General features: G+C 44.6%; 16 protein-coding genes and 1 pseudogene. 7 read left to right on the forward strand and 10 right to left on the reverse strand.

Going from position 1 to position 25,373, the window contains the following annotated elements:
• Positions 1–297: 297 nt before the first annotated feature.
• Entirely contained in the window at positions 298–1,359 is a 1,062-nt protein-coding gene (gene aroB / locus H9625_RS12055) for a 3-dehydroquinate synthase (protein WP_087210933.1), read from the reverse strand.
• A gap of 148 nt (positions 1,360–1,507) precedes the next feature.
• On the opposite strand from aroB, the gene H9625_RS12060 reads away from it, so the two are divergent.
• Complete coding sequence (locus H9625_RS12060) at positions 1,508–4,360, forward strand: TonB-dependent receptor (RefSeq protein ID WP_191764517.1); 2,853 nt, start codon at positions 1,508–1,510, stop codon at positions 4,358–4,360.
• A 254-nt stretch (positions 4,361–4,614) separates the two neighbouring features.
• Complete coding sequence (locus H9625_RS12065) at positions 4,615–9,048, forward strand: hybrid sensor histidine kinase/response regulator transcription factor (protein ID WP_191764519.1); 4,434 nt, start codon at positions 4,615–4,617, stop codon at positions 9,046–9,048.
• Positions 9,049–9,186: 138 nt separating this feature from the next.
• Here H9625_RS12065 and tamL read toward each other — a convergent pair whose 3' ends face one another.
• Entirely contained in the window at positions 9,187–11,511 is a 2,325-nt protein-coding gene (gene tamL / locus H9625_RS12070) for a translocation and assembly module lipoprotein TamL (RefSeq protein ID WP_191764521.1), read from the reverse strand.
• Between the two features lie 27 nt (positions 11,512–11,538).
• A complete protein-coding gene (locus tag H9625_RS12075; protein ID WP_191764523.1) occupies positions 11,539–16,140 on the reverse strand; it encodes a translocation/assembly module TamB domain-containing protein in 4,602 nt (1,533 codons plus the stop codon).
• A gap of 139 nt (positions 16,141–16,279) precedes the next feature.
• Between H9625_RS12075 and H9625_RS12080 the strand changes: the two genes are divergently transcribed.
• Positions 16,280–17,185 (forward strand): glycosyltransferase family protein, encoded by a 906-nt coding sequence (locus tag H9625_RS12080; protein ID WP_013617806.1) that lies wholly within the window; start codon positions 16,280–16,282, stop codon positions 17,183–17,185.
• Between the two features lie 188 nt (positions 17,186–17,373).
• Entirely contained in the window at positions 17,374–18,690 is a 1,317-nt protein-coding gene (locus H9625_RS12085; RefSeq protein ID WP_191764525.1) for an NAD(P)-dependent oxidoreductase, read from the forward strand.
• A 198-nt stretch (positions 18,691–18,888) separates the two neighbouring features.
• On the opposite strand, the gene H9625_RS12090 is transcribed toward H9625_RS12085, so the two are convergent.
• Positions 18,889–19,809, reverse strand: coding sequence for a PD-(D/E)XK nuclease family transposase (locus tag H9625_RS12090; protein ID WP_191764527.1), 921 nt, complete (start codon positions 19,807–19,809; stop codon positions 18,889–18,891).
• 415 nt (positions 19,810–20,224) lie between these two features.
• Between H9625_RS12090 and H9625_RS12095 the strand changes: the two are divergent.
• The 3 genes and pseudogenes from H9625_RS12095 (at position 20,225) to H9625_RS12105 (ending at position 22,411) form a co-directional block, all read left to right on the forward strand.
• A pseudogene (locus tag H9625_RS12095) lies at positions 20,225–21,029 on the forward strand (AraC family transcriptional regulator).
• Between the two features lie 98 nt (positions 21,030–21,127).
• Positions 21,128–21,490: a VOC family protein gene (locus H9625_RS12100; RefSeq protein WP_162612723.1), complete on the forward strand. Its 363-nt coding sequence runs from the start codon at positions 21,128–21,130 to the stop codon at positions 21,488–21,490.
• Between the two features lie 99 nt (positions 21,491–21,589).
• Positions 21,590–22,411 carry a helix-turn-helix domain-containing protein gene (locus tag H9625_RS12105; RefSeq protein ID WP_191764529.1) on the forward strand — a complete coding sequence of 274 codons (822 nt, stop codon included), beginning with the start codon at positions 21,590–21,592 and terminating at the stop codon, positions 22,409–22,411.
• 418 nt (positions 22,412–22,829) lie between these two features.
• On the opposite strand, the gene H9625_RS12110 is transcribed toward H9625_RS12105, so the two are convergent.
• The 6 genes from H9625_RS12110 to H9625_RS17750 all read right to left on the reverse strand — a co-directional run.
• A complete protein-coding gene (locus H9625_RS12110) occupies positions 22,830–23,183 on the reverse strand; it encodes a hypothetical protein (RefSeq protein WP_191764531.1) in 354 nt (117 codons plus the stop codon).
• 270 nt (positions 23,184–23,453) lie between these two features.
• Positions 23,454–23,927: an HU family DNA-binding protein gene (locus H9625_RS12115; RefSeq protein ID WP_191764533.1), complete on the reverse strand. Its 474-nt coding sequence runs from the start codon at positions 23,925–23,927 to the stop codon at positions 23,454–23,456.
• 182 nt (positions 23,928–24,109) lie between these two features.
• Positions 24,110–24,232, reverse strand: coding sequence for a hypothetical protein (locus H9625_RS17905; protein ID WP_262892013.1), 123 nt, complete (start codon positions 24,230–24,232; stop codon positions 24,110–24,112).
• A 71-nt stretch (positions 24,233–24,303) separates the two neighbouring features.
• The gene (locus H9625_RS12120) at positions 24,304–24,771 is read right to left on the reverse strand and encodes an N-acetylmuramoyl-L-alanine amidase (RefSeq protein ID WP_191764535.1); all 468 of its coding nucleotides are present in this window, start codon (positions 24,769–24,771) and stop codon (positions 24,304–24,306) included.
• A 45-nt stretch (positions 24,772–24,816) separates the two neighbouring features.
• On the reverse strand, positions 24,817–25,053 hold the full coding sequence (locus H9625_RS12125; RefSeq protein ID WP_191764537.1) for a DUF4248 domain-containing protein: 237 nt from the start codon (positions 25,051–25,053) through the stop codon (positions 24,817–24,819).
• A 111-nt stretch (positions 25,054–25,164) separates the two neighbouring features.
• A partial coding sequence (locus H9625_RS17750) for a hypothetical protein (protein ID WP_225226419.1) occupies positions 25,165–25,373 on the reverse strand: 209 nt, incomplete at its 5' end.

A 25,373-nucleotide genomic window follows, 5' to 3' on the forward strand; every position in this document is an offset into this window, starting at 1 on the left:
TTCCTCCGCCCTTTCCGCTACGCTCCAAGGACGGAGGAAGGCGGTGGCGGAGTTGCACTTCTAACTTGACGGTGGGGAGGCTATTTAAATTTATATGAATATCAGGTAATACCCGTTAGCGGAATTAATGTTGTATATAATTCTATTAGGGCTACTTCATTCTATGTCCTCCAATGAGGGGATGTATATCCCCGGTATGGAGGACATAAAACCAAACCGTTTGCGGATGGGGGTTATGAACCAAGATAATAGCTAAACTATGAGCGTGTTTTTCATTGTTTCTCTACTACAATTCTGTTATCCCATCGTTTCTGAATAAAAATCAAGCATATCATAAATATCATCTTGGGTGGCAGTCTGGTTGATATGAATATCACCTACTTCGCTGATTAGTGTAAAGTTAACCTTTCCTTCAGCACTGTTTTTCTTATCATGACACATAAAAGCATACAAACGCTCATAATCCTCGCAGGTGAAAGCCACACGGCCATAATTTTCTTTAATAAATTGCAAAGTCTGACGAAGTTTTTCCTTGGGGAATCCCATACGTAAGTGAGAATAATACAGTTCGCATACCATCCCGGCCGCTACAGCATAACCGTGCAAAATAGGACGACCATTTTCCAAAGCAAGACTTTCGAAAGCATGTCCTACCGTATGCCCGAAATTTAACGCTTTACGGATACCTTTTTCAAATGGGTCTTGTCTTACAATCTGCTCTTTCACCTCAATGGACTTACCTACCAATCTTTGTAGGCACCCGTAATCAATCCGGTTCAAATCAAAACCAACCAGTTCGCTCCAGTGGCAGGCGTTACTGATTAGCCCATGTTTCAACATCTCTGCATAACCAGAAAGCAGATTTTCCCGGTCAAGCGATTTCAGAAATCCGCAGTCTATCAATACAGATTCGGCTGGGGCAAATGCGCCGATTTCATTCTTCAGCCCATTGAAATTTATGCCAGTCTTTCCTCCCACAGATGCATCTACCATCCCCAACAATGTGGTCGGAATATTAATCATCGAAATACCCCGCTTAAAAGTAGCAGCTGCAAAACCTCCTAAATCGGTTACCATACCTCCGCCTAAATTTATCATCAGCGAACGACGTGTAGCCCCTTTCAAACTCAATTGCGTCCACACATACGCCAATGTTTCCAGGTTTTTGTGCACATCCTCTACCCCTATACAAATTTCAACGGCATTTTTCAAGAAAGGAAACCTACAGATAATCGGAAAACAAAAGACATGTGTGTGTTCATCTGTCAAGACAAACACTTTGTCGTGTTCACTTTTCGTTACCGCTTTCTTTAAATCATTTTCCAACTGATTGCAAATTACTACTTCCTGCATACTCATAATTATTTGTTTATTTTGGGGCAAAAATAGAAAAAAGTTAGCAGCAAGACGAAAGCATTAACAAATATTCAGGATGAAAGATTAAACCTTATCTTGCTTTTTCTGTCAAACAGGCGACAAACATTTAGACATTAATTAAAAGAAGACAATGAAAACGTGGGTTATGGGGTTACTACTGATGTTCGCAGGAACAGCAACCTTTGCACAAGGCAACAGTAGATTAGGAAAGATTTCAGGACGTGTAATTGATGCAGATGACCAATCACCGGTAATGGAAGCTACAGTACAAGTGTTATCATTACCAGACAGCACAATGGTGACTGGTCAATCAACCGATTTGAACGGACGGTTCTTGATCAATGTACGTCCGGGAAATTATGCATTGAAAATATCATTTATAGGTTATACATCTGATGTAAGAAGGGTGTCTATTACAAAATCCAAACCAAATCTGAATATCGGAACGGTAAAAATGCACATGGATGCCGTAATGTTGGAAGCGGCAACCGTAGTAGCCCAGGCTCCCGAAGTAACCGCAGTAGCAGATACACTGGTGTACAACAGTTCGGCATACCGCGTACCTGAAGGCTCTGCCCTGGAAGAACTGGTAAAAAAACTTCCCGGGGCAGAAGTGGACGAAAATGGAAAAATCACCATCAATGGCAAAGAAATTACGAAAATCATGATTGACGGAAAAGAGTTTTTTGCAGATGACCCTAATATCGCCATGAAAAACCTTCCAGTCAACATCATCGACAAAGTACGGGCATACGACAAACAATCAGATATGGCACGTGTGACAGGTATTGAGGATGGTGAAGAGGAAACCGTGCTTGACCTAAGCGTAAAGCCGGGTATGAACCACGGATTTTTCGGGAACGTAGACGGAGCGTACGGTACAGAAGACCGATATAGTGCCAAACTGCTTGCCAACTACTTCAAAGACAAAAAACAATTCACCGTTATAGGTTCGGCAAACAACGTAAATGATAATAGTTTTCCCGGTGGAGGTGGCGGTTTCCGCCGTCAGGAAAACGGCCTGACGGCTGTGAAAATGCTGGGAGCGAACTTTGCTACCGAAAACGACAAGTTCAAATCGGAAGGAAGCATAAACTTCAATTACAAAGATGCTGACCAAATTAGCAAACAGTCGTCTGAGACATTCGTTTCCACCGAAAGCAGTTCGTTCAAGAATGCTATGGATCATACACGCAATAAAACGACCAATCTGACAGCAGATGCTTTCATGGAATGGCGTCCGGACACAATGACCACGCTGATATTCCGGCCACGTATCCGTTATGGAAAAACTGACAACAGCAACGGACAGAATTCATACACTTTCGACCAAGACCCTGTATATTCTACAGATGAACTGTTCAACACCGATGATATTACCTCACTGGTTCCCGAAGCCAACATTGTCAATAGCGTGTTGAAAAACTCGTTGAGCAAGAGTGATGATATTACTGCCGGAGGTTCGGTGATTATCAACCGCAGACTGAACAGCGAAGGACGCAACATCACCTTCCGCGGCAGATACAACTATACGAATAGCAGCAGCGAACAATTTTCACTTTCAGAAACCGAATATTTCCAACAAACGGATGAAGAACGATTCGAACGTTTAAACCGGTATATCAATACTCCCACCAAAAACAGTGAATACAATGCGCGGCTGACCTATAGCGAACCTATATTCAAAGGTGGGTTTTTACAATTCGGATACAACTTCCAGTATAGCCACTCTACCACTGACCGTTCTACTTACGACATGCCCGAAGAGTGGACCCTTGACGGCAACACTTCCGGAGGAACACTCAATACCGACTTAAGTAAGAATGCCACCTATAATTATTACAATCACCAGGTAGATGTTTCATTCCGTTGGATACGCGAAAAGATGCGTTTCAATATCGGTATGTCCTTCCAACCCCAACGCTCTACACTTAGTTATTCGCAAGGCGACTATCAAGTAGATACTGTACGGAACGTGTTCAACTTCACACCGACCCTAGACTTCCGCTACCGCTTCTCCAAAACCAGCCAGTTGCGTATCCGCTACCGTGGAAGAAGTTCACAACCTGATATGATAGATCTGCTTCCGATTTCGGATAATACCGACCCTCTGAATGTAACGGTAGGAAATCCGGGACTGAAGCCAACTTTCACCAACCATTTGCGCGTGGAATACAACATATTCAAAACCGAAACCCAGCGTGGTATGTTCTCGTTCTTCAGTTTCCAAAACGTACTAAACGACATCAGCAACCGACGTATTTATAACTCTGAAACCGGAGGATACACCACCATGCCTGAAAATATCAACGGAAACTGGAACTTATTCGGCATTGTGGGAAGTAACATTGCCTTACGTGACAAACGTTTTACCATCAACACCTTTACACGTGCCAATTACCAAAATATGGTGAGCTATATCAGTGATAACCAGACCACAACTGATGCCGATAAGAACACTACCAAACGACTGTCATTAGGCGAACGTTTACGCGGAACGTTCCGAAATGACTGGTGGGAGTTATCACTCAACGGTTCACTGGATTATACCCATTCGCGCAACAGTTACCAAACATCGAACAATATGGATACTTACCAATTTTCGTACGGAGCCAGTACCAACGTGCGCCTGCCTTGGAACATGACTATATCGACTGATATTTCTCAAAATTCACGTCGTGGATACACCGATGCCAGCATGAACCGAGACGAACTGATATGGAATGCACAGATAGCTCAAGATTTCCTAAAAGGCAATGCAGCTACAGTAAGCATTCAGTTCTATGACATTCTGAAAAATCAAAGCAACATCAGCCGTACCATCAGTGCAGCCATGCGACAAGATACCGAATACAACGCTATCTACAGCTACTGTATGGTACACTTCATCTACCGACTGAACCTCTTTGGAGGCAAACAAGGACAAATGGGTGGTCCCGGTTTCCGTGGAGGACATGGTCCGCACGGACCTCGCCGGTTCTAAAAAACGATCAACAAACGGGCACTTATACTTTATTATACTCACCGCTATCATTCACATCCAAGAAAAGGCTCACAGCGTCGCCGACAGAACACCTGTGAGCCTTCTTTTTGCATAGAGCCAAGACATGCTGACATAAAACCATTTTTTTAACCTGACTATACAAGTCTTACCGGACATCGAACGGATTATTCTGGTATCTGTTTGGCTCGTATCAAAATATTGCTTACATTTGCTTACTTTATCAACCAAGAACCATGAAAACAATCTTCTGCTACATATTTTTATCTCTGCTGACATTCCTTCCTGTCCGGGCGCAACTGAACTGCACATTCACACATTATTCGCAAGAGAACGGACTTTCGGAAAACACCGTAATGGCTATGGTACAAGACCATGACGGCATGCTATGGTTTGCGACATGGGATGGAATCAACCGCTTCGACGGGTATGACTTCCAAGTTTACAAAGCACGCAAAAGCAATGAAGTGGAATGGGCATCCAATCGCATCGATTACCTATATGTAGACGCCAAAGGTAATATATGGTGCATCGCCTACGACGGACATGTATTTCGCTTTGACAAACGTCGGGAAACCTTTGACGAAATTTTATCTCAGGAACCGGAAAGCAATCTTGTAATAACCAACATTGTAACCTTGAAAAACGGAACAGTATGGTTGCTTGCCGGAAACGATGGAGGCATACGTATTACACCTGCAACCTCACAGCAGAAGGAAGGACAAAAAACTTACCTTTCGAGCGCATGTGGGGAAAAGGGCACACGCATCTACAACATACATTTGGATAGCAAAGGAAGAGAATGGCTGCTTAGCGAAAACGGTTTGCTCCGTATAGACCCTGATGGGAAAGAAACAAGTTATTTTGCCGATACCCATCCTCGGAAAAGACAGCAGGAACAACCGTTTTTCGATGTACTGGAAGTAGAAGGAATGTTGTGGTTCACCTCACGGCAAGGACGTGTATGGATATACAATACAAACAATGACATATTCACATTGAAAGAACTCCCCATACAAGACAACATTATCGCCATCCGCCAGCTAAAAGACGGACGTATGGTATTCGCAGCCCCCAAGCAAGGCATCCTGATAACTGATACACAGACAGAATCCATATATTTTTATGGAGCAAAGCAAGGATTCGACTTTGCCAGTTCACCCATCATCTCGATCTACGTAGACAGTCATGACGAAATATGGGCAGGTGTAGACCGTTCGGGGTGTGTATGCCACTTGAACCCAGACGAAAAACAACTGAAAGTAGAACAGATAAAAGTAGAAAAAGACCCGGCCGACCGCTCGATACCTGTATTCTCTATCTGCGAAAACCGGGACGGAAACTTATGGGTACATCCTGTAGGCGGAGGATTGTCCTGGTTCGATCGTGACTCAGGCAGGCTATTGCCTTTTTACGATGAAGCCGGAAGCAATGAATGGCGCTTCTCAAATAAATTGCATGCCATGATGACCGACCGCCAGGGGAATCTGTGGCTAGGTACCCATTCGAAAGGACTGGAAAAAGTTTCGTTCTTCGATAATGAATTCCGCCTATACAAACCCTTGGCATGTCATTACGACACCCACGCCAATCAAGTGCGTGCCTTGTGCGAAGATTCACAAAAACGTATCTGGATAGGTACACGGGACGGGAAAATTACCATCTTCAACATCGATATGGCTCCTTTAGGCTACCTTACCGCTGATGGACGTATCTCTTCATCGGGCACTCCGTTCATTACCCCAGCCTACCGCATCATGGAAGACTCGCATGGCACCGTCTGGATAGCCTCAAAAGGTGGTGGCATTATCCGTCTCGAACCGCAGGAGGGAAATAAATCTTATCGTCCGACTCATTATACGTATGATGCCAACGACATTTATAGCTTGAGCCACAATAGTGCTTATGATATCTGCGAAGACGGAAAAGGACGTCTGTGGATAGCTACATTTGGGGGAGGTATCAACTGCATGGAACCTCAGGCAGACGGAAGCTATCGTTTCATTAACTTTCGCAACAACCTGAAATCATATCCAATGGAACGTTGTTACAAAGCACGTGCCTTGCAACGCGATGCCAACGGTACAATGTGGATTGCTACATCGAATGGACTTCTTTCTTTCGATGAAGACTTCACCCGCCCAGAAGCCATCAGCTTTCATCTGCATGCACGTACTCCGGGCGACCCTGAGAGTTTAAGCAACAACGATATATATGATATTCTGCTCACTGGGAAAAAACATTTGTTCTTTGCTACATTCGGCGGTGGCTTGAATAAATTGAAAGACATAGACCATAAAGGCAAAGCACGTTTCTCATCTTACAATACTACCAGCGGCCTACCCACCGATGTACTGGTATCACTAGCCGAAGACGAAAAAGGAAATATATGGATAGGTACAGAAAGCGGACTGAGCCGCATGGATACTCATAAACATCGTTTCGACAATTTTCTGCGACGCGAACTGGGAGAAGAATTGGCCTTTGAGGAAAATACGGCCATGGTACTCACCGATGGAAGACTGCTCTTTGGGTCGAACCGCGGAGTGCTTGTATATCGCCCGGAAGAAGTAAAGACCAACAATTATGTGCCCGAGATTATCTTTGCCGGCCTGAAAATAGCCAATGAAAACATCATGCCTAAAGCCGGGACGGTACTGCCAGAGTCTCTGAACAGTCTGGGCAGTCTTGTACTTCCCCACACCAAAAACACCATAGCTCTCTCATTTGCAGCACTTGACATGAACTTCCCGGAAAATATCAAATATGCTTATATGCTGGAGGGATTCGATGAAGAATGGAACTATGTAGGCAAACAGCGTACGGCTACCTATACAAACTTACCTCAGGGGGAATATACTTTCCGCATCCGTTCTACCAACGGAGCAGGTATATGGGTAAACAACGAACGGCATTTGCCTATAACTGTCCAGCCTGCTTTCTGGGAAACCCCTATCGCTTACGGACTTTATGTCATCGTTTTTCTCGGCATATTGCTTGGTGGAGCTTATATTTTATTCATTATCTACCGCCTGAAACATGAAGTTTCTGTAGAACAACAGGTTACAGATATCAAACTGCGCTTCTTCACCAACATTTCACACGAATTACGTACCCCACTCACTTTGATAGAAGGTCCGCTAAGCTATATTTTAAAACGCAACGACCTGACACATGAAGTGAGGGAGCAGCTACAAGTTGTAGAGCGGAATACCCACCGTATGCTACGCCTGGTGAACCAGATTCTGGATTTCCGCAAAATACAGAACAACAAGATGAAGCTCTGTGTAGAGCAGGTGGATATCGTTCCTTTTGTCCGTAAAATCATGGAAAACTTCGAATCGCTGGCCGAATCAAACAAAATAGATTTCATCTTCGAAAGCGAACAACCTTCGTTGAAGCTATGGGTAGATGTAGACAAAGTAGAAAAAATTATCTTCAACCTACTCTCAAATGCATTTAAATATACTCCACAAGGCAAAAGTATTAAAGTCTTTATACATGAAAATGAAAAGAGCATAGTAATAGGCGTGCAAGACCAAGGAATCGGTATTCCTGAAAGCATGAAGAAATCTTTATTCGTACGTTTCGAGGCTTTACTGGATAAACATCTGATGGGAAACAGTACGGGAATAGGCCTGTCGCTTGCCAAAGAACTGGCAGACCTACATCATGCCGACATCCACGTAGACAGTAAGGAAGGAGAAGGGAGCTGCTTTACTATAGAATTCCAGAAAGGCAAAGAGCATTTCGGTGAACAAGTGGAATTTATTGTTTCGGACAATGTCGAGCTATCATCCGAAAGCAATTTGCCGGAAATAAAACAAGAACCTCAAGTTGAAAATACTTTATCCGGAACAATTACCGACCGAAAAACAATGTTGCTGGTGGAAGATAACCTGGAACTACGTTTCTTCTTACGTAACATTTTTAATGAAGAATTTCAAACCATCGAAGCATCAAATGGTACAGAAGGTGTAGAAAAAGCCCGCAAATATATCCCCGACATCATCATCAGCGACATCATGATGCCCGAAAAAGACGGTATAACACTGACGAAAGAATTGAAAAGTGACATGTCAACCAGTCACATACCTATCGTTTTACTGACTGCCAAGACCGACATGGACAGCAAATTGCAAAGTATGGAACTGGGCGTAGACAGCTATATCACCAAACCCTTCAGTGCCGTATATCTGAAAGCACGTGTAGACAATCTGCTCATGCGCCGCAAACGGCTGCGCCAATTCTATAGCGAACACCTGATGAACACCAATGCTCCGGCTACAGAAGAGGAAGCAAAAGTGGAAAAAGAAGTGCAAAATTCTATTTCACCACAAGACAAACTCTTTATGGACCACTTGACGGAATTTATGGAGAAAAATCTGGATAATGGTGATCTGATAGTGGACGACCTGGTGAAAGAAATGGCGGTAAGCCGCTCGGTTTTCTTTAAGAAACTGAAATCGCTTACTGGATTTGCCCCAATCGAATTCATCAAAGAAATGCGCGTAAAACGTGCTGCACAACTGATAGAATCGGGCGAGTTCAATATGACCCAAATTGCCTATATGGTAGGTATCAACGACCCACGCTATTTCAGCAAATGCTTTAAACAACGTTTTGGAATGACACCTACAGAATACAAGGAGAAAGCGCGGAAAAAATAGAAAATGAATATTCACATTTTGTCCAATACGCCCCTACATGGGATGTTTGCGGATATTCAGTAAATAGAATGAATATCCGCATTTTTGTGGAATTCATAAAAAACAGACCAGCATGTCTGTACTCGCTATGGGGAAAATTCAGAACGGATAACCAATAGCAAAATGCAGACCTTGTCCGTCCTTGAACCGGGGAATGTTATAATACCCAGAACGTCCGGTTTCATAAGGCACGTGGAGAGCAATTCCCCAATCCAGACGAAGGACAAGAAAAGACAAATCATAACGGATACCCACACCAGTACCTACAGCTATATTATCGAAAAAATGTTTGAAAGTGAATTCCGCACCGGGACGAGCCTCATCTTTCCGCATCAGCCACACATTGCCTGCATCAAGAAAGACTGCTCCGTTAAGATTTCCACCAAACATATTCGAGAAAAGCCTGAACCGATACTCCAGGTTTGCTTCCAGTTTGATGTCACCTGTTTCATCTACATACGAATAGGCAGCATTATCTGCCGGATGAAAACGTCCCGGACCCAACGAACGTACCGTAAAGGCACGGATGCTATTGGCACCTCCCACGTAAAACTGCTCATTGTAAGGTGCGATAGTCTTATTGCCATATGCCCAAATCACACCTGCCATCAACCGTCCTGCCAGCTGCTGTTTTTCATTGATGTAAAACAACGGGCGTATCTCACTGGTAAATTTCAGGAATTGGGCAAAAGGGGTTCCTAAAAATTTCTTTTCTTTTTCTTTGAATCCTCTTCCGAAAGCAGCATAAATAGCCGACGTGATATTTCCTGCCGAAGTGAACGAGTTCTCCCACCATATCCGCCAACGGCGTTGACGCCACGAATCATCATAAGTAAAAGTATACGAAATGGAAGGGATGAACTGGTCGTCCAAGCTATGAAAGAGCATTGGGTTTGCCAAAGCAATCGAATCGAATGTAGCCGTACGGCGTTGCAAGTGATTGAAAGCAAGATGAACCGGTGTGACGGTATGTTTCATGCTTCGTGATTTCTGAAAGCTATAAGATATACTTCCGCCAAAAGAAAGCATTTTGAAATAACGGGCACGGTTCACCTGCTCTGCATAGATGCGGAAATGGGTTTCGGAAGGGAAACGGAACGGATCTATCCGGTTGCGTACCCAAGGAATGACAATGCGCGGAAAATCAAGTGAAAGCGCAGCACCCAGTTCATACGAATTCATAACCGACTTGTCACCGTCTACCGTTGAACTGGTCTGCCATTCGTACGAACCTTTCAGCTCCAGATTCAGCGAAGCCCCCATCCTCCGGAAGTTCTTTTTCGTAAGTTTGAATATAGCTCCCGGACCAGTCTGCTTTGTACTCTTGGTCGTGACATTCAATTCCAATTCACTATCGTAAGGCAAATCGAACATGGCATTTACCCGTACATCAAGCGTATCTTCACCGGAACGAGGCAAGTATTGCATCTCGTTGAACTTAAACACTCCCAATCGTGAAAGTGCTTCCTGGGTATAATCTTGACGTGTCTGTGAATAAAGTTCTCCTTTCCGATAAAGAAAACGCTTACGCAATACATCGAAGCGCAATCCTGGCTTGTCTCCGGCATAAAACACTGTAAAGTCACGCAATTTCATTGAGTCAACAGGAGGTTCTCCGTTGTATCCTGTCAAATAAACAGCTGTCTTCCCGATATGATAGGTTTTTAAGGCTTCTTTCGGAAGATTGGCAGCAGGAACCATCTTCAGCATCACATAGCCGGGACGCATCAGGGTGTCGGCTAGAAATGTCAGGAAATCGGTACGTGCATAATAATATCCGTGGTTGCGCAACAAATCTACCACCCGTTGACGTTCTGCATTCAGGGTATTGACATTAAAATAATCATCGGTATGTACCAGTCGCTCCGACGAACGGGCATGAATCAGACTATCGGTTCGGGGAGCAAAACCTTCGTATAGCAATGTATCTATCCGGTACGGACGCCCCATATCAATATCATAACTCAATTTTACGGCACGTTCGTTTTTGGTGCTGTCTATTTTCCATGTGACATGCCCATCGAAGAAGCCATAATCACGAAGCAAGTTGCCCGCCACTTTGGCACGGGTATCCGGATTCACTTCCGATAGCAGAACGGGGTCGGCAGCCAGATGCTTGAATATCCACCTGCCGAAACCTTTTTCATATCGTTCAAAGCGATTATACATCCATAGTCCGAAAGGAACAGGAAACCGCACATTCGGATAGGTCACGATAGCATTGTTGGGAGCAATGCTGATGGCTCCCATCACTTCGTCTAATGCCGTCTGTCCGGCTTTGGTTTCATCTTCATTCTGGATTGTGATATTTTTCAGTCCCAGATAGAGGGTTTCTCCTTCGGGCAAATGCTTGGTGGTAGAGCATGATGACAACCCTGCCAGCATCCCGAGCAAAACGAATATATATGCGTCCAGTCTTTTCATTAGCTTCTATACCTTATTAATATACCTTCATTGCCCTTCGCTTATACCTTCATTGGTAGGTTTGTTTTTTTTACGCGAACGGAAGATAAAAAGTTCGCCCAGCTTACTTACTTTTTTTCTCAATACAACACCTACCCCTGTTTCAATCACTTCACCATCAAGTATGCTTTCGTAGTTTTTATCGTGGAAAATCTTGATATAGCGCGTGCCGCTATTGTCCAGTCTGTATTCCAGCGAGATATTGTCGATAAACGATTCTTCCTGTTGCTGGGCATCATTACCTGTCGAAATCTTCCCACCTATCACCACTTGGAAGCGGTTGTTCCAAAAACGTTTGGCAAACTGGAAGTTATAGTCTGTTCGTGAAGCTCCGCTTCCTTGCTCGGTGGTTTCCATACCGAAATTGATGTCAATGGTTTTCAGCGCACTACCTGCCACTTTATTGATTTCGCTTTGTAGGAAAGAATTCAGCATACTGTTCGTATCAAAGCCCTTGCCCGTGCTTCCGCCTCCCATATACATACCGGTCACCAGCATCGTTACAGCAAGCTTGTTTTTCTCTTCTTCCGATTTCCCCGCCAGTTCGTTCTGCATTGTCCCGTCTTCGGGAGCTTCCAAGGTAAAAGCAAATCCCAAGTTTTCCAGCCGGTTGGTCAGGCGCACCCCAACATCAAAATTCACCATTCTCGAACTGTTGTCATCCGATGCCACCGAAGCCCGTACCCGCTCCGAGGCTTTGATGTTAAGATTAGGGTTCATCAGGTCGCCTGTCCACTCAATATAGCTTCCGCTCTGTATGTGGAATGTCTTCAGTGGAATAATGGGCATTTCATACTTCATTTCTCCACTCATCAACGAATAACGTCCGTTCAGTACCATATTTCCATCTGGCTGGTATTGAAAGGAAAGGTCACCTCCCCCCTCCAGCAACATATAGTTGCTTCCGTCTTCGTTCAGGTCTACACGTGCCTGTACCGCCTCGTCGATATGCAGGGTCATCAATACATCAATACCTCCCAACGACACTGGTTTGAATGTCCGCAAATCCACCTGCGCCGTATCACGGAAGTCAACGAAGGTTACCGTTTCGCTCAAACGGTCTTCTACGATAAGAGGAGAATCTTTCAGGATATATGTAAAATCACTGTTCCCCAAGATGTTCATATTTCCCCGCATTGTCAGATTTTCGGGAGACCCTTTTACCATCGAAGCGAAATCGACATAAAGCTTCCCATATACTAAGGATTCTTTTGTCCGTTTGGCATTGATAAGTTCGAAATTGCGTGCATTCATCTGAAGATTGACATCGATTGCAGCAAAATCATTTACATCCACATAGCCATCGATGGTAAACGGTGTAGCCCCCTCGGTATAGATATTAAAGCGTTTGAATTCCAAACGGTTCTGATTGATCCTGAGGGGACGATTGTCTAAGCGCAGGTTCAGTGAAGCCTGAGGGATTCCTACCTGTACACTATCCAAGGCAAACTCTCCGTCAAGAACCGGTTTTAAAGTAGAACCGTTCACATTTACGCTTCCATCCACGTCACCTGCAAGTGTAGCCATTTTCCCCGGGATGAAAGCATTGGCAATGTGTAAGGGAAAATGGTGCAGGCTTACCTTTGCATCGATTCTGTCTTCTGTCTGCTTGTCAAGAGCGGTTGCATAAGTACCGTCCAGGTTCACCGCCTCTTTCCCATCAATAGTGATAAAACCGTCAATGCCGTGTGCTCCATTTTCCTGAGGCAAATAAACCGCCGACATTCCCCAGTCGCCCAAAGATTGCCGGTTATATGCCAGGCGTTCTACCTGCATCTCGGCTGCAACTTGCATATCTGCTTCCGTCTGCACATAATGTACTTCTGCACTTACTCGTCCGGCAATATCGGGCATATAAGGCACCACTCTGCGAAACTCGGCTATATCTATGCGGTTCAGAGCCAAAGTCAAGTCTTGCAACGCAAGGGTATCGGGTGTAGAGGTCAGCGACAAGCCGGTATGAAGCGTGTCTGTCAAGCGCAAGTCGGCATGTATACGTCCTTTGTCGGCAAGGTAAATGTAATTATCGGGATTTGCCCGGAAATGACGGTATACTAATATGGGGGTATCGGGAGAAACATGTAAGCTGACTCCATCGGGATGCAGGCGGGCTTCCAATCCCAGGTCGACTCCTTTCTCACGCTTATTATTCAAATACATTATCCGAAGCCCAGCCCGGACAGAGTCAATACTTCCTCCCATACCGATATCGAAAGCTTCCTGACGCTTGCTTGCCAATGCTTTTACACCACTATGAAACAAGAAGCGGGTAGAATCTTGGCGGGCATCGAAAAATATGGTGTCCAGCCGCAGACTATCGGTACGTAAACCATAAAGATTCATTTCGGCATTCAGTCCGTCGGAAGGTGAAGCGGTCATCTTTGCCCGAAAACGGTCATACCGCAAATGATTGGCAGAAAGCAAGTTTGCAACCGGATTATCCGAACCGGAAAAGACTCTCAGTTCTGCCTGGGGCAAGAGAAGTTTCAATGCCCGTTGGTCCAGCTTACGCGCTTTCCATTGACGGTCGAATTCCTTCATCAGTGCTGTAGCACCGGTTCCCAAGCGCTCCACTCCGTCAGGCGAACGGAAAAGAAAAGTCAGGTCGCCTGCATTTACATAACTCCGGATAGAATCGGAAGCCATCTCCACTCCGGCATGAAGGTCTTTTGTGTGAAACGTATTTTCTTCCGTAGCAAGAACAATATTGGTCAGCGATAACCGTACACGATGGCTTTTCTTCATATCGGTCTGGGCATAAGCTTTGATGTGAAGTGATGGAGTCAGTTTGGTTCCTGTTATCGACAAAGCTTTCAGGTCCAGCCGTTTCACCTGTGCGTCTAAGTCTGCTTGAATGGCATTGGGACGAAGCGAAGCATTAAGGCTGGCAGAAACGTCCACGGCATGGTCAGACACAAAGAGTGCCACATTGCCTTGCGACTGACGGAGGTCGGCTTCGAGCTTCAATCCCGAAAACAGCCTATGCCCATAACGGAGATGAGATACTTCAGCATCTGCCTTCGCTTGAGTATGAGGGGAAAAGAAATCCAAGCCCGCTCCTTCCGCATGCAATGTAGCAGAAAGGCCGTAAAGTGAGTCTTGAGGCATGAAACGGTGCAAATTCAGGCTATCGATATCTATCCGTGCTTTGTAACTGTCCGAAATCAGGTTATATCCTGCATCCAATACTATTTTACCCTGTCCTCCATCATTCAGTTTCATTTGGGCTGCAAGCTGATTTCCCGTCAATGAAGCCATCCCTTCCAAACTCATTCCCGTAGGAACAGCTACACTTTCCCCTGTAAGAGCTTTCAGAAAACCAAGGTTCCCGGTTTGTGCCTCCAGATGCAACAAACCATCGCGCCGCACACTATCAAGTGGAAAAAACATTTCTCCGCTGGCTTCGGCACGTATGGCTCCCGGAAGTGTAAGCGATAAGGCTGTAAGACGCAAATTGTTCAGACTTCCATCTATTCCGGCACGTACTTGCAGAGGTACCGATGGATAATGACGTACAAATTCATCGGGCATGTCCGTCACTACTTTCAACAAATCATTTTTACCGATATCTGCCATCAGACGTGCCCGTATCGTTCCTTCTTTGTCCGTATCCATCGCATCCCAATCCATCGAAGCGTTTAGTTCTATAACCGAATCAGGAGTCTTGATGCGGAGTGAAGGCACATTCAGCGTATGAGCATCCGAAACCAGCCTCCCTTCGCCAGAAGTGATTTCCAGTCCAGAGTGTTCTTTCAGGTTCAGATTCCGGATCATAGCATGTATATCGTTTCCTGCATAGCGTAGCGAATCCATACGCAGGTTTATTTCAGTCAGGACGATGTGTGAAGGGTCTATTCCCTTTTCAATGGGAGCGAGTGTACCCGATTCAAACGTAGCTTTTCCACCTTCCAACGAAAGTGTACGTGCCGCATACGCCATCTGATGCAGGTCAACATCTCCTTCGCGCAACGAAAGTCGGTCAAGTGCTATTCCCATCCGAAGTGTATCAAGCGGCATTTGCATGGCAAAGGAAACATCTTCAAAGTCGATTTTGCGTAAGCGGAACTTCCAGTATACCGGTGCCGAAGCAGTGGTATCGGCAGCAGAGGTATCGGCAAGACACATCGACAAGTGAGTATCTTTCAGAGTAAGCTCATCTATTATGGCAGTTTCAGGGCTCAGCTCCACTCCATGCGAAGCAATAAACAGATTCCCCAAATTCCCTTTCAATGTCATGCCTTCTATCAGGCCTGCCGTATTTACCGAAGCTTTACGCAATTCCAGTCCGTCCAACTCCACCTTTTTCTTAAATAAAGGGAGCAACTGCACCTGGGCTGTCAGCCGGTCGGCATATAGTATGGTGTCGCCGGTATTAATGACAAGTGTACGGTGCACCACCAGATCGAGTGGAAAAGAAAGCGAAATTCTTCCGATGGAAATCTGCATACCCGTAGCTTCCGATGCATACCGGGTGGCAGTATTCACCAGAAAATTCTGTATGGGAGGCAGATAAACCAACACACACAACACAACAAACAATATCAGCGGAGATGCTATAATAATCCCCAACCGGCGAATGTTTTTCTTCATAAAAATGCAACCAATTGCTTTTGCAGATGCGAATATAAGCAAAAATAACCGAATTGCATCGTTTTTTGATTGATTTGATAACATCAACCGACTGAAAAATCTTTAACTTTGCACCATACATTAACTAAAACAATACACTATGAAACCAACTTTATTCGTTCTTGCCGCCGGAATGGGAAGCCGTTACGGAGGTCTTAAACAACTGGACAGCCTGGGTCCGAACGGAGAAACCATCATGGATTATTCCATTTACGATGCAATCCGTGGAGGATTCGGCAAACTCGTGTTTGTCATCCGTAAAGATTTCGAAAAAGATTTTCGCGACAAAATCATCAGCAAATACGAAAACCACATCCCGGTAGAAGTCGTATTCCAGTCTACCGACAAGCTTCCGGAAGGCTTTACTTGCCCAGCCGAACGTACCAAGCCTTGGGGAACCAACCACGCCGTACTGATGGGTAAAGACGTTATCAGTGAACCATTTGCCGTTATCAACGCCGATGACTTCTATGGACGTGACAGCTTCGCCGTAATCGGCAAATACCTGTCCGAACTTCCCGAAGGCGCGAAAAACCAATATTGTATGGTAGGCTTCCGGGTAGGAAACACATTAAGCGAAAGCGGAACCGTGGCACGGGGTATCTGTTCGACCGATGCGGAAGGACACTTGACCACCGTAGTAGAACGTACCGAAATCATGCGCATCGACGGTACCGTATCTTATAAGGACGATGACGGGAAATGGGTGGGCATCGCTGACAACACCCCGGTATCGATGAACATGTGGGGATTCACGCCCGATTATTTCAAGTATTCGGAAGATTATTTCGTAGATTTCCTGAAGGAAAATATCGACAAGCCGAAAGCCGAATACTACATCCCGCTCATGGTGAACAAGCTCATCAACGAAGGTACCGCCAAGGTGAAAGTACTCGACACCACTTCACGCTGGTTCGGCGTAACGTATGCTGCCGACCGTCAGGGAGTGGTAGACAAATTCAAGGCACTTGCCGATAGCGGCGAATATCCTTCACCCTTATTCTGATAAATCACTTATTTTCACCACAGATTACACGGATTTTATTATCATCCGGGTATTCTGTGGTGTTTTGTATGCATTTTATTCATATATAATAAATGTTAAACAGTACATAAATGTAAACAATGTATAGCAATATAAGAAATAAATAGTCTAATTTTGCAAACCGTAGTTTACAATATTAGATTATTTATATGAACGAAGCAAAAGAAACCTTTCGTGAAGTGAATGAAAGCTTCACAACCAAAGAAGCTATCGACGAAGCAAAACGATGCCTGAACTGTAAAAATCCTTCCTGTAAAAAAGGATGTCCCATTGATAATGACATCCCCGATTTCATCCATCAGCTCTCTATGGGGAATATGGGTGATGCCATGCGCATCATCAACGAAAAGAGCAACCTGCCTGCTATCTGCGGACGTGTATGTCCACATGAAAAACAATGCCAGGGACATTGTGTGCTCTATGCCAAAGGAAAAGGCATCCAAATCGGTAAGTTGGAACGCTTCATTGCTGATTTCGATACCGAAATGAATCTGATACGGGAGAAACTTCCCCAAAAAACACGAGGAAAAGTTGCTGTTATCGGCTCAGGACCTGCCGGACTTACCGTAGCGGGTGATTTGGCACGACAAGGATTCAACGTCACCATCTTCGAAGGACAAAGCGAAGCGGGAGGAGTCTTGATGTATGGAATCCCCGAATACCGCCTTCCCAAAGCAGTAGTAACCAAAGAAATACAAAAAATAGAAGCATTAGGGGTAAATTTTATTCTGAACTGTCTGGTAGGAAGAGACATTACTATCGACCAACTGTTCCAACAAGGATACGATGCCATCTTCATCGGAACTGGTACCGCACTTCCCAAAGACTTGAATGTACCGGGCAATACACTTCGTGGCATCGTCCAGTCATCTTATCTGTTGCACATGGTCACTATTTTTAACCAGAACATTGTGAGTCGTGATGCCGTACCGATGCATGAAGGCGATCGGGTAGCGGTCATTGGATGTGGAAATGTGGCTATGGACGCTGCACGTACCGCCGTACGTATGGGAGCTTCAAGTGTAACAGTTCTCTATCACCGTACCGAAGCTGACATGAGTGCCATTCCTGGCGAATACCAGGAAGCTGTGAAAGAAGGAGTGAAATTCATGTGGAAAACCTCTACCAAGGAGTTTTTGGGGGACGGAGATGGAAAAGTGACCGGTATCCGTGCAGAAACTCCCGAAGGTATCCAAGACCTGCCATTCGACTGTGTCCTGCTTGCCATCGGGTCACGTCCTGCCAATCGCATCGTATCAACCACTACTGGCATAGAGGTAGACGAAACTGGATATGTTATCGTGAAAGAGCGCCCATACGGAATGACTACCCGCCGGGGCGTATTTGCAGGAGGTGACGTAGTGCACCGCCCGCACACCGTAGTACTTGCCATGAAAGCTGCCAAACAGGTAGCAGCAGGCATTGCACAATATGTAGATGCCGTGAAATTATTGTCTATAGAGTAGAAACTGTTTATACTTTGAACGGTGTGCAATTGTGCATTTTAATGGTCATGCCGGATTACACAGCCGACATGACAAGCAAGCTTTATTCTCTCTGTCATATAGCTGCACCGTTTGTAAGATTAATAATCTTACAGCGTGAAGATTAATAATCTTACGGCATGAAGATTAATAATCTTACAAACAAGGCAGCTATGCGATTTATAGTTTTTCGATTTCGTCTTGAGTAAATCCTGTATATTTCATGATGATTTCCATTGGCATACCATCCATTTTCATTTGTTTAGCTATGCCAGCTTTCGTTTTTTTCGCGCCAATATTTATTCCTTCGGCACGCCCCTCAGCACGTCCTTCTAAACGTCCTTCTAAACGTCCTTCCAAACGTCCCTCGCCTCTTGCTGTTACAATGTTATCACGTAAGATGACCACATTGTCTAAATGGCGGTAATACGCATTCAGTTCTGCCTTGCTCATGCGTTCAAGCCGCAGTTTCTCACGGGCTTCTTTCAATCCGGGCGCAGTGGCATCGGAAGGGATATCTCCTGTGTTGAGGAAATAAATCCATTGTTCCAAAGGGACTTTCGACCATTTATTAAAATCGTTTACTTTCAGTATGTAATACTCCGGATAAAGATCGCTTACAGCAGTGACATTAAATTTCTGACGTTGGAAAGGAGTCAGGTTGAGTAGTTCTCCGTTGTGAATTCCTCTAAATTCAGTTTTGCCATGATATACTACGTCCGTACCATTTCCCAAATTGAAATAAACAATGTTCACGCTGTATATTTTCCGGATATGGTCATAGCCCTGTCCACGATTGATATATTCGGTGATTAATTTGGAAGTTCCAAATAGCATACGTTGGAAATAGGCGTACTCCGTATTGTTCTGAACTTCAATAATAAACAGTTCTCCTTTGTCGTTTTCCGCAAATAAATCCACGCGGTTCTGCTTATCATATTCGTCCTCCTGATTGCTTTCGCTTTCCAATAACTTGTTTATAGTTATCTTTTCATTAAGCAATGTTGTCAGCAGGCCTTCTAACACGCTAAAATTCGCTTTGTCACGAAGCAACCGTTTCATGGCCCAGTCAAAGCGGATATATTTGTTTTGTTCTTCCATAAGGATCATCTTTTTCTTTATATGCAAAGAAACAACTTTATTTCGAGAAAGGCAAACGGGAGGCAGCTTTTATTAACTTGAATTGTTTAATAACAGAGGCTTTTGTTTGACAAAATCAGATTATTTAAGTTTTATATTTTATTGATATTCAGTTGTTTTTTTAATTTTATCGTTCATGTAGGAAAAGGGAAAATTGTTGCTTCAGAACTGTTCTCTTAAAAAGTTTAATGAATGTCCGCGATGCGTCCTTACAAGCAATTTGGCAACATAAGGACATTTATAAAAGTTTTTCTTAGCGATAGGAAGATACAAGCTATATATAAATATACTGGCACCTTGCACTAAATGTCCCTTTTATTCTATCCGAAGCAAAACACTCCTTATACTTTTGCTCGTTCATTAAAACACTATTACAATGCAATCATTCAAAATAATACAACCGTCACCAATATTGCGTCGCTACATTCGCCATTATTTGGATATTACAAAGTGATATGGCAAATGCTGCACCCGAACGCACTTTCCCATTAGGTTGCATACAGCTATTTTTTCATAAAAAGAAGCGATTATTCTCACAAACCCATCATAAAATGCAGCCCCGATATTTCGTTTGTGGACAAGAAAAAGGATATACAGATATTTGCGCAGATGGAGATATAGAGATGCTTGTTGTTGTGTTTCAACCTTATGCGGCAAAGCTGTTTTTCCGGCAACCATTATCCCTTTTTCAAGGAGAAAATATAGCGATAGAAGATGTGGAAGATAGAGAACTTACCGAACTTGTCCACAAAGTAGCTGATACTGGAAACAACATTCATTGTATAAATTTGATAGAACAATTTCTATTGCATCGTTTAGTTGTATGTTCAGACTATAATATAGATAGACTTTCTGCTGTAATTCAAGACATTAATCTTAACCCATACCTTGATGTCTGTAAATTGGCGAATACTGCCTGCCTAAGCACAAAACAATTCACACGGATTTTTACGGAATATATTGGGACTTCGCCTAAAGAATTTCTGAGAATTATAAGAGTGCAACGGACTTTGTTCCTGCTGCAACAAAATCCTCCATACAATTTTGCGCAAGTAGCTTATAGTTGCGGTTTCTCCGACCAATCTCACATGATAAGAGAATTTAAGCTGTTTACAGGATATACACCTTTAGCATATCTATCGGTTTACACTCCCATATCTGATTATTTTTCTAACCCGTAGAATGTCCGTATTCTTCTATCCACGTCCTTATGGTAATCGTAATTTTGCAATGTCTTAGCGTAGGACAAAGCAAAGTAATAACTAAAAGAAAAAAGAACATGAAGAATTTAATCGCATTCTTTGAAATCCCCGTTACCGACTTCTACCAATCGGTAAATTTTTATCAAGCAATCTTCAGGATGGAATTTATGGTAGCCGAATACAGCAATGAGAAAATGGCTTGTTTTGTACAGGACGGACAAACGGTTGGTGCCATATCCTATGCACCTGACTTCAAGCCCTCAGAGCATGGCGTTTTAATTCACTTTAACTGTGAAGACATTGACTGGGCTATCCAGCAAGTATTGAAACAGGGCGGAAGTATTGCTATTCCTAAGACAAAAATCCAGGCTGAAGGGAAAGGGTATTTTGCCGTATTCACCGACCCTGCGGGTAATCGCATAGGACTTTATACCGACTAATATGTACCGATGGAAAAATATAGCTGCAAATGCAATAACTTGCAGCTATATTTTTGCCCCTAATCAATAAGAAACGGCAAAAAGCCTTACCTTTGTAAAATGATTCTAGAGGATTTCAAATTTTACAAACCATGTAAGTTACTGCAACCTTACGTCAGGTATTATTGGGTATTCAAAAGCAATCAACCGCAGAATACCCTTACTTTTCCTATTGGTTGTTCTCAAATCATTTTTCATAAACAGACGCCGCTCTATATCCCTGAACTAAACACGACCCAAGACAGACTGGCTATCAGCGGTCAGGTTAATTTCCCGTCACACCTGTATGCAAACGGAAACGTAGAAATGATAGTGGTGGTATTCCATCCTCATGCGATGAGTCTGTTTCTGAATCTACCCACATCGCTTTTCTACAACCAGGAGGTTTCCGGCTATAGTTTGGAAAATAAGAAATTGAATGAACTGGCTATACGAATATCCGGTTGTGAAGATAATTCTGTCTGTATAAACTATATCGAAAAATGGTTATTGTCACAAATTGCCAACAACTTGTCCGAAACTTCATATAACATCAAGAGAATGGATGCTGCTATACGGCAGATATACAGTTTTCCTCAAACAACCGTAACCGAATTGTCTTCCATTACCTGCCTATGCAAAAAACAGTTTGAACGGTTGTTCCATTCATTGGTGGGCATGAATCCCAAAGAATATGCCCGTATCGTCCGATTCCAAAAGGCTTTGGCACAAATGCAGCATCAAACGGGCAAAGAAATTAGCCAGGCACAAATAGCATACGCAAGCGGCTATTCCGACCAATCGCACTTCATACGCGAGTTTAAGAAGCTCAGCGGATATACACCAATGTCTTTATTAAAAGTTTCAGCCCCTTATTCTGATTTGTTCACCAATCCTGTATAAATAACTTGTTTGCGGAATTAGAAATTGTTTTGAATTTATCGTGTGTTGATTTGGGATGGTTTTTGAGGTATTTCCGCTTGTGTGATGGGAAAGATAGATCCGTTAAATGAGTATAAAGGAACAGGGGGGCAAGAGGGAAATACAATATTTATAAAAAATATAATCCGCCGTAAATAAGCGGATTATATTTTTAATAGTGGACCTGGAGGGAATCGAATCTTAGTTCCAAATCTCACGAAAAATCAATGAGTTATATTGCCAGCTATTTGGTTGTGTCACCGAATTTGTCACCTTTTTAGGTGCATTTGCTTGTTTTTGCTCTTTTCTAACGGTTTTGTTTGTTGCTCCAAAGGTAGGCATTCTTTTTGATAAAGCAAGTCATTTTCGGTTTTTTTCGTTCGTTTTTCCGTGATTTTTTTTAGGATCCGTAACTGTGCCGTTCCAAAAGAATGAGTGCAGAGGGTGCAAGTTCCAGCGGATGAATGTCAAGACGGGCAAAGTATAAGTAGCCGTTCATCAAGATTACACAGGGAACGGCGATCTCGCTGGAAAGCGTTTGGCGCAAGAGATTTTTTTTCGTCTCGTCTGCAGCCGGAGTAAGGTCGGTTATCTGTTCGGGACGTACCAGGTCGAGAACGGATTGGGTTAGGGCACAGAAGTAGTGTTTTTCGCGTAAGGTGAAACGGTGTTTGGGGTCGATGGTCTGCTGCAGGCGTAAGGTCTCGGCTTCCATCAGCCGGATGCGGCTGGGGATGATTTTGGATTTTTGCATATTTCCGTGTTTTTTTAGTGAATTATCGTAGTATAAAGAAAGCCTTTTTTGGGGCAGTTCTTTGTGTATAGTAACGCAAAAGATTTTCGAAGTTCACCAATAAAGATGTAAAAAAGTCAAAAAAAGCGGAATATATCCAGTTGGAAGGGGTGAAAAAAAACCGTCCCGGCGTTTTTTGAAATCGTCGGGACGTTCTGTAAAGGTTGACGTGCCATTTTTGCCGGTTTGACGGGGGCTTTTTGCAGGTTGCAGAAAGCCGGGTTCCGATCGTTAGTTGTCTCGTTGGGCTGCCTCCAGGTCAACGGTTGCTTCTCCTGCTTTGAATGCTGCCAATGTAGCGTTGTTAGCCCAAGTGGGTGCCACAACGGTGAAGCTGGCTGCAGTAAGCTCTTTCTTGATGCGTGCGCTGGCAGCAAAGATTACTTTCACGCCTTTGATGTTGGCAGTGCTGAAAGTTTCCATTGAATCGGCTCCGGTGCTCTGCATGGAGAGGCGGAAGGTACCAAGGTCGCCCAGCTTGACGATTTCGCCGTTCAAAAGCTTGTCGATTACTTCATCTTCGAGTGCTGCGATGACGCCTTTTACGTCACCTCGTGTCATGGTGGTGGAACGGCTGATTTTTTCTGAGATTTCCTCGATATCGCACGAGCCTTTTGACTGGATCTGTCCGTAGGCTTTCTCGACTGCCATTTCATCGTTTGGTTTCTTGCGGAGTGATACAGAATAGTTGATGGTTCTTGCCATGGTGATTGGGGTTTAGGGGTTAAACGATTATGGATACAAAGGTACGTGTGTGCGCGAAGGGATTTGCCGGAAAGTAGCGGACTGGGTGGATAGTGGGCGTTACCGTGCGTTATGGTGTGATAACGGCACAACGAAAACGCCCGGCTTGTGGTGCCGGGCGTAACGTGACCTTGTTTTGTGGGTCATTCTTTCCACGTGTCTTTCAAATCAGAAGTAAGGTCTTTGAGGCTTTGGTTTGAAACCACAAATGAGGCAACCTTTGCGATTGTCTTGAGTACCTTCCAAATAATCTTCACTACTTTCATGGGCTTAACGGTTTAGAGGTTACGGTACAAAGGTAGTGAAGCCTGGCGGGCTGCATGGCTTGTCGGTGGCATTAGGTTTCGGATTGTGCCGTTATGTCGGCATATTCTTCGGCGGCGTTGAAGCAGGGGCAGAGCTTCAACCATTCGGATGGCTCGATAATGCCGTTGCGGTTGCGGTCGGGGCTGAGGTCGCGGTGTCCGCAAATCCGTGCATCGGGGTAGGTTTGCCGCAACGTCCGGAGTAGTTGCCGCAGGGTTTCGCGCTGTTCCGGTGTCCGGGTGTCGGCGGGCTTGCCCGCCGGATCCAGCCCTCCTTCGTATGCGATACCTATCGAGCATGCGTTGTGTCCGGCAGCGTGTGCTCCGGTACGGCGGATATCGCGCATGGGGTGTATGTCTCCATCGGTGGTGATGTAGAAGTGGTATCCGCATCCGTTGAAACCGCGCTGGCGGTGGATGCGGTCGAGCAGTTCGGGGGGTAGGGGTACGTTGCAGGGCGTGGCGGTGCAGTGTACGACAAGGAGTGTGATTTTTCTCATGTGTTTTTTGGGGTTTTCAAGTTTTTGGGTTTGTCGGTTTTTGTGTCAAGGTTCGCCGAACTCATCGGTAATCATGTGGACTTGGCGTGGGGTGAGGATTCGGGCGGTGGGGCGGTAGTTGGTCTTCGCCAGTTCGGCGAGCAGGGCTGGCGTTGTCATTATCCATTTCTTGAGGCGTGTGCTGGCGGAACGTGGGGCGATGTTGGGGAAGTAGAGAACGGCGAGTTCTTTGACGCCGAATGTCCGGTTCAGGTCTGTGTTGGGGGGTTGGTTTCGGTTCATGGTTGCGTGTGTTTTGGTTATCCGGTAAAGATAGTGATTTTCAAGCGGTTTTGTACTTGTTGGGCTGTGTTATGGGATTTAAATCGGTTTAGCCATCCGCACGGGTATGACTTATGGAATACCTTGGAGGGCACCGGTGAAGGCGCGTATATGCGCCGCGTGTATGCACCAAGGGGCACGCAAAGAGGCACGTCCACGCTGCCATCCGCATGGGTATGATTTATGGAATACCTTGGAGGCTTGCCGGTGAAGGCGCGTATATGCGCCGCGTGTATGCACCAAGGGGCACGCAAAGAGGCACGTCCACGCTGCCATCCGCA

It is taken from the genome of Phocaeicola intestinalis, from assembly GCF_014837065.1.
Taxonomy (GTDB): domain Bacteria; phylum Bacteroidota; class Bacteroidia; order Bacteroidales; family Bacteroidaceae; genus Phocaeicola; species Phocaeicola intestinalis.

Bases quoted from the DNA above. Each gene is read 5' to 3' on its own strand.
- aroB (WP_087210933.1), bottom strand. From the start codon at position 1,359: ATGAGTATGCAGGAAGTAGTAATTTGCAATCAGTTGGAAAATGATTTA.
- H9625_RS12060 (WP_191764517.1), top strand. From the start codon at position 1,508: ATGAAAACGTGGGTTATGGGGTTACTACTGATGTTCGCAGGAACAGCA.
- H9625_RS12065 (WP_191764519.1), top strand. From the start codon at position 4,615: ATGAAAACAATCTTCTGCTACATATTTTTATCTCTGCTGACATTCCTT.
- tamL (WP_191764521.1), bottom strand. From the start codon at position 11,511: ATGAAAAGACTGGACGCATATATATTCGTTTTGCTCGGGATGCTGGCA.
- H9625_RS12075 (WP_191764523.1), bottom strand. From the start codon at position 16,140: ATGAAGAAAAACATTCGCCGGTTGGGGATTATTATAGCATCTCCGCTG.
- H9625_RS12080 (WP_013617806.1), top strand. From the start codon at position 16,280: ATGAAACCAACTTTATTCGTTCTTGCCGCCGGAATGGGAAGCCGTTAC.
- H9625_RS12085 (WP_191764525.1), top strand. From the start codon at position 17,374: ATGAACGAAGCAAAAGAAACCTTTCGTGAAGTGAATGAAAGCTTCACA.
- H9625_RS12090 (WP_191764527.1), bottom strand. From the start codon at position 19,809: ATGGAAGAACAAAACAAATATATCCGCTTTGACTGGGCCATGAAACGG.
- H9625_RS12100 (WP_162612723.1), top strand. From the start codon at position 21,128: ATGAAGAATTTAATCGCATTCTTTGAAATCCCCGTTACCGACTTCTAC.
- H9625_RS12105 (WP_191764529.1), top strand. From the start codon at position 21,590: ATGATTCTAGAGGATTTCAAATTTTACAAACCATGTAAGTTACTGCAA.
- H9625_RS12110 (WP_191764531.1), bottom strand. From the start codon at position 23,183: ATGCAAAAATCCAAAATCATCCCCAGCCGCATCCGGCTGATGGAAGCC.
- H9625_RS12115 (WP_191764533.1), bottom strand. From the start codon at position 23,927: ATGGCAAGAACCATCAACTATTCTGTATCACTCCGCAAGAAACCAAAC.
- H9625_RS17905 (WP_262892013.1), bottom strand. From the start codon at position 24,232: ATGAAAGTAGTGAAGATTATTTGGAAGGTACTCAAGACAATCGCAAAG.
- H9625_RS12120 (WP_191764535.1), bottom strand. From the start codon at position 24,771: ATGAGAAAAATCACACTCCTTGTCGTACACTGCACCGCCACGCCCTGC.
- H9625_RS12125 (WP_191764537.1), bottom strand. From the start codon at position 25,053: ATGAACCGAAACCAACCCCCCAACACAGACCTGAACCGGACATTCGGC.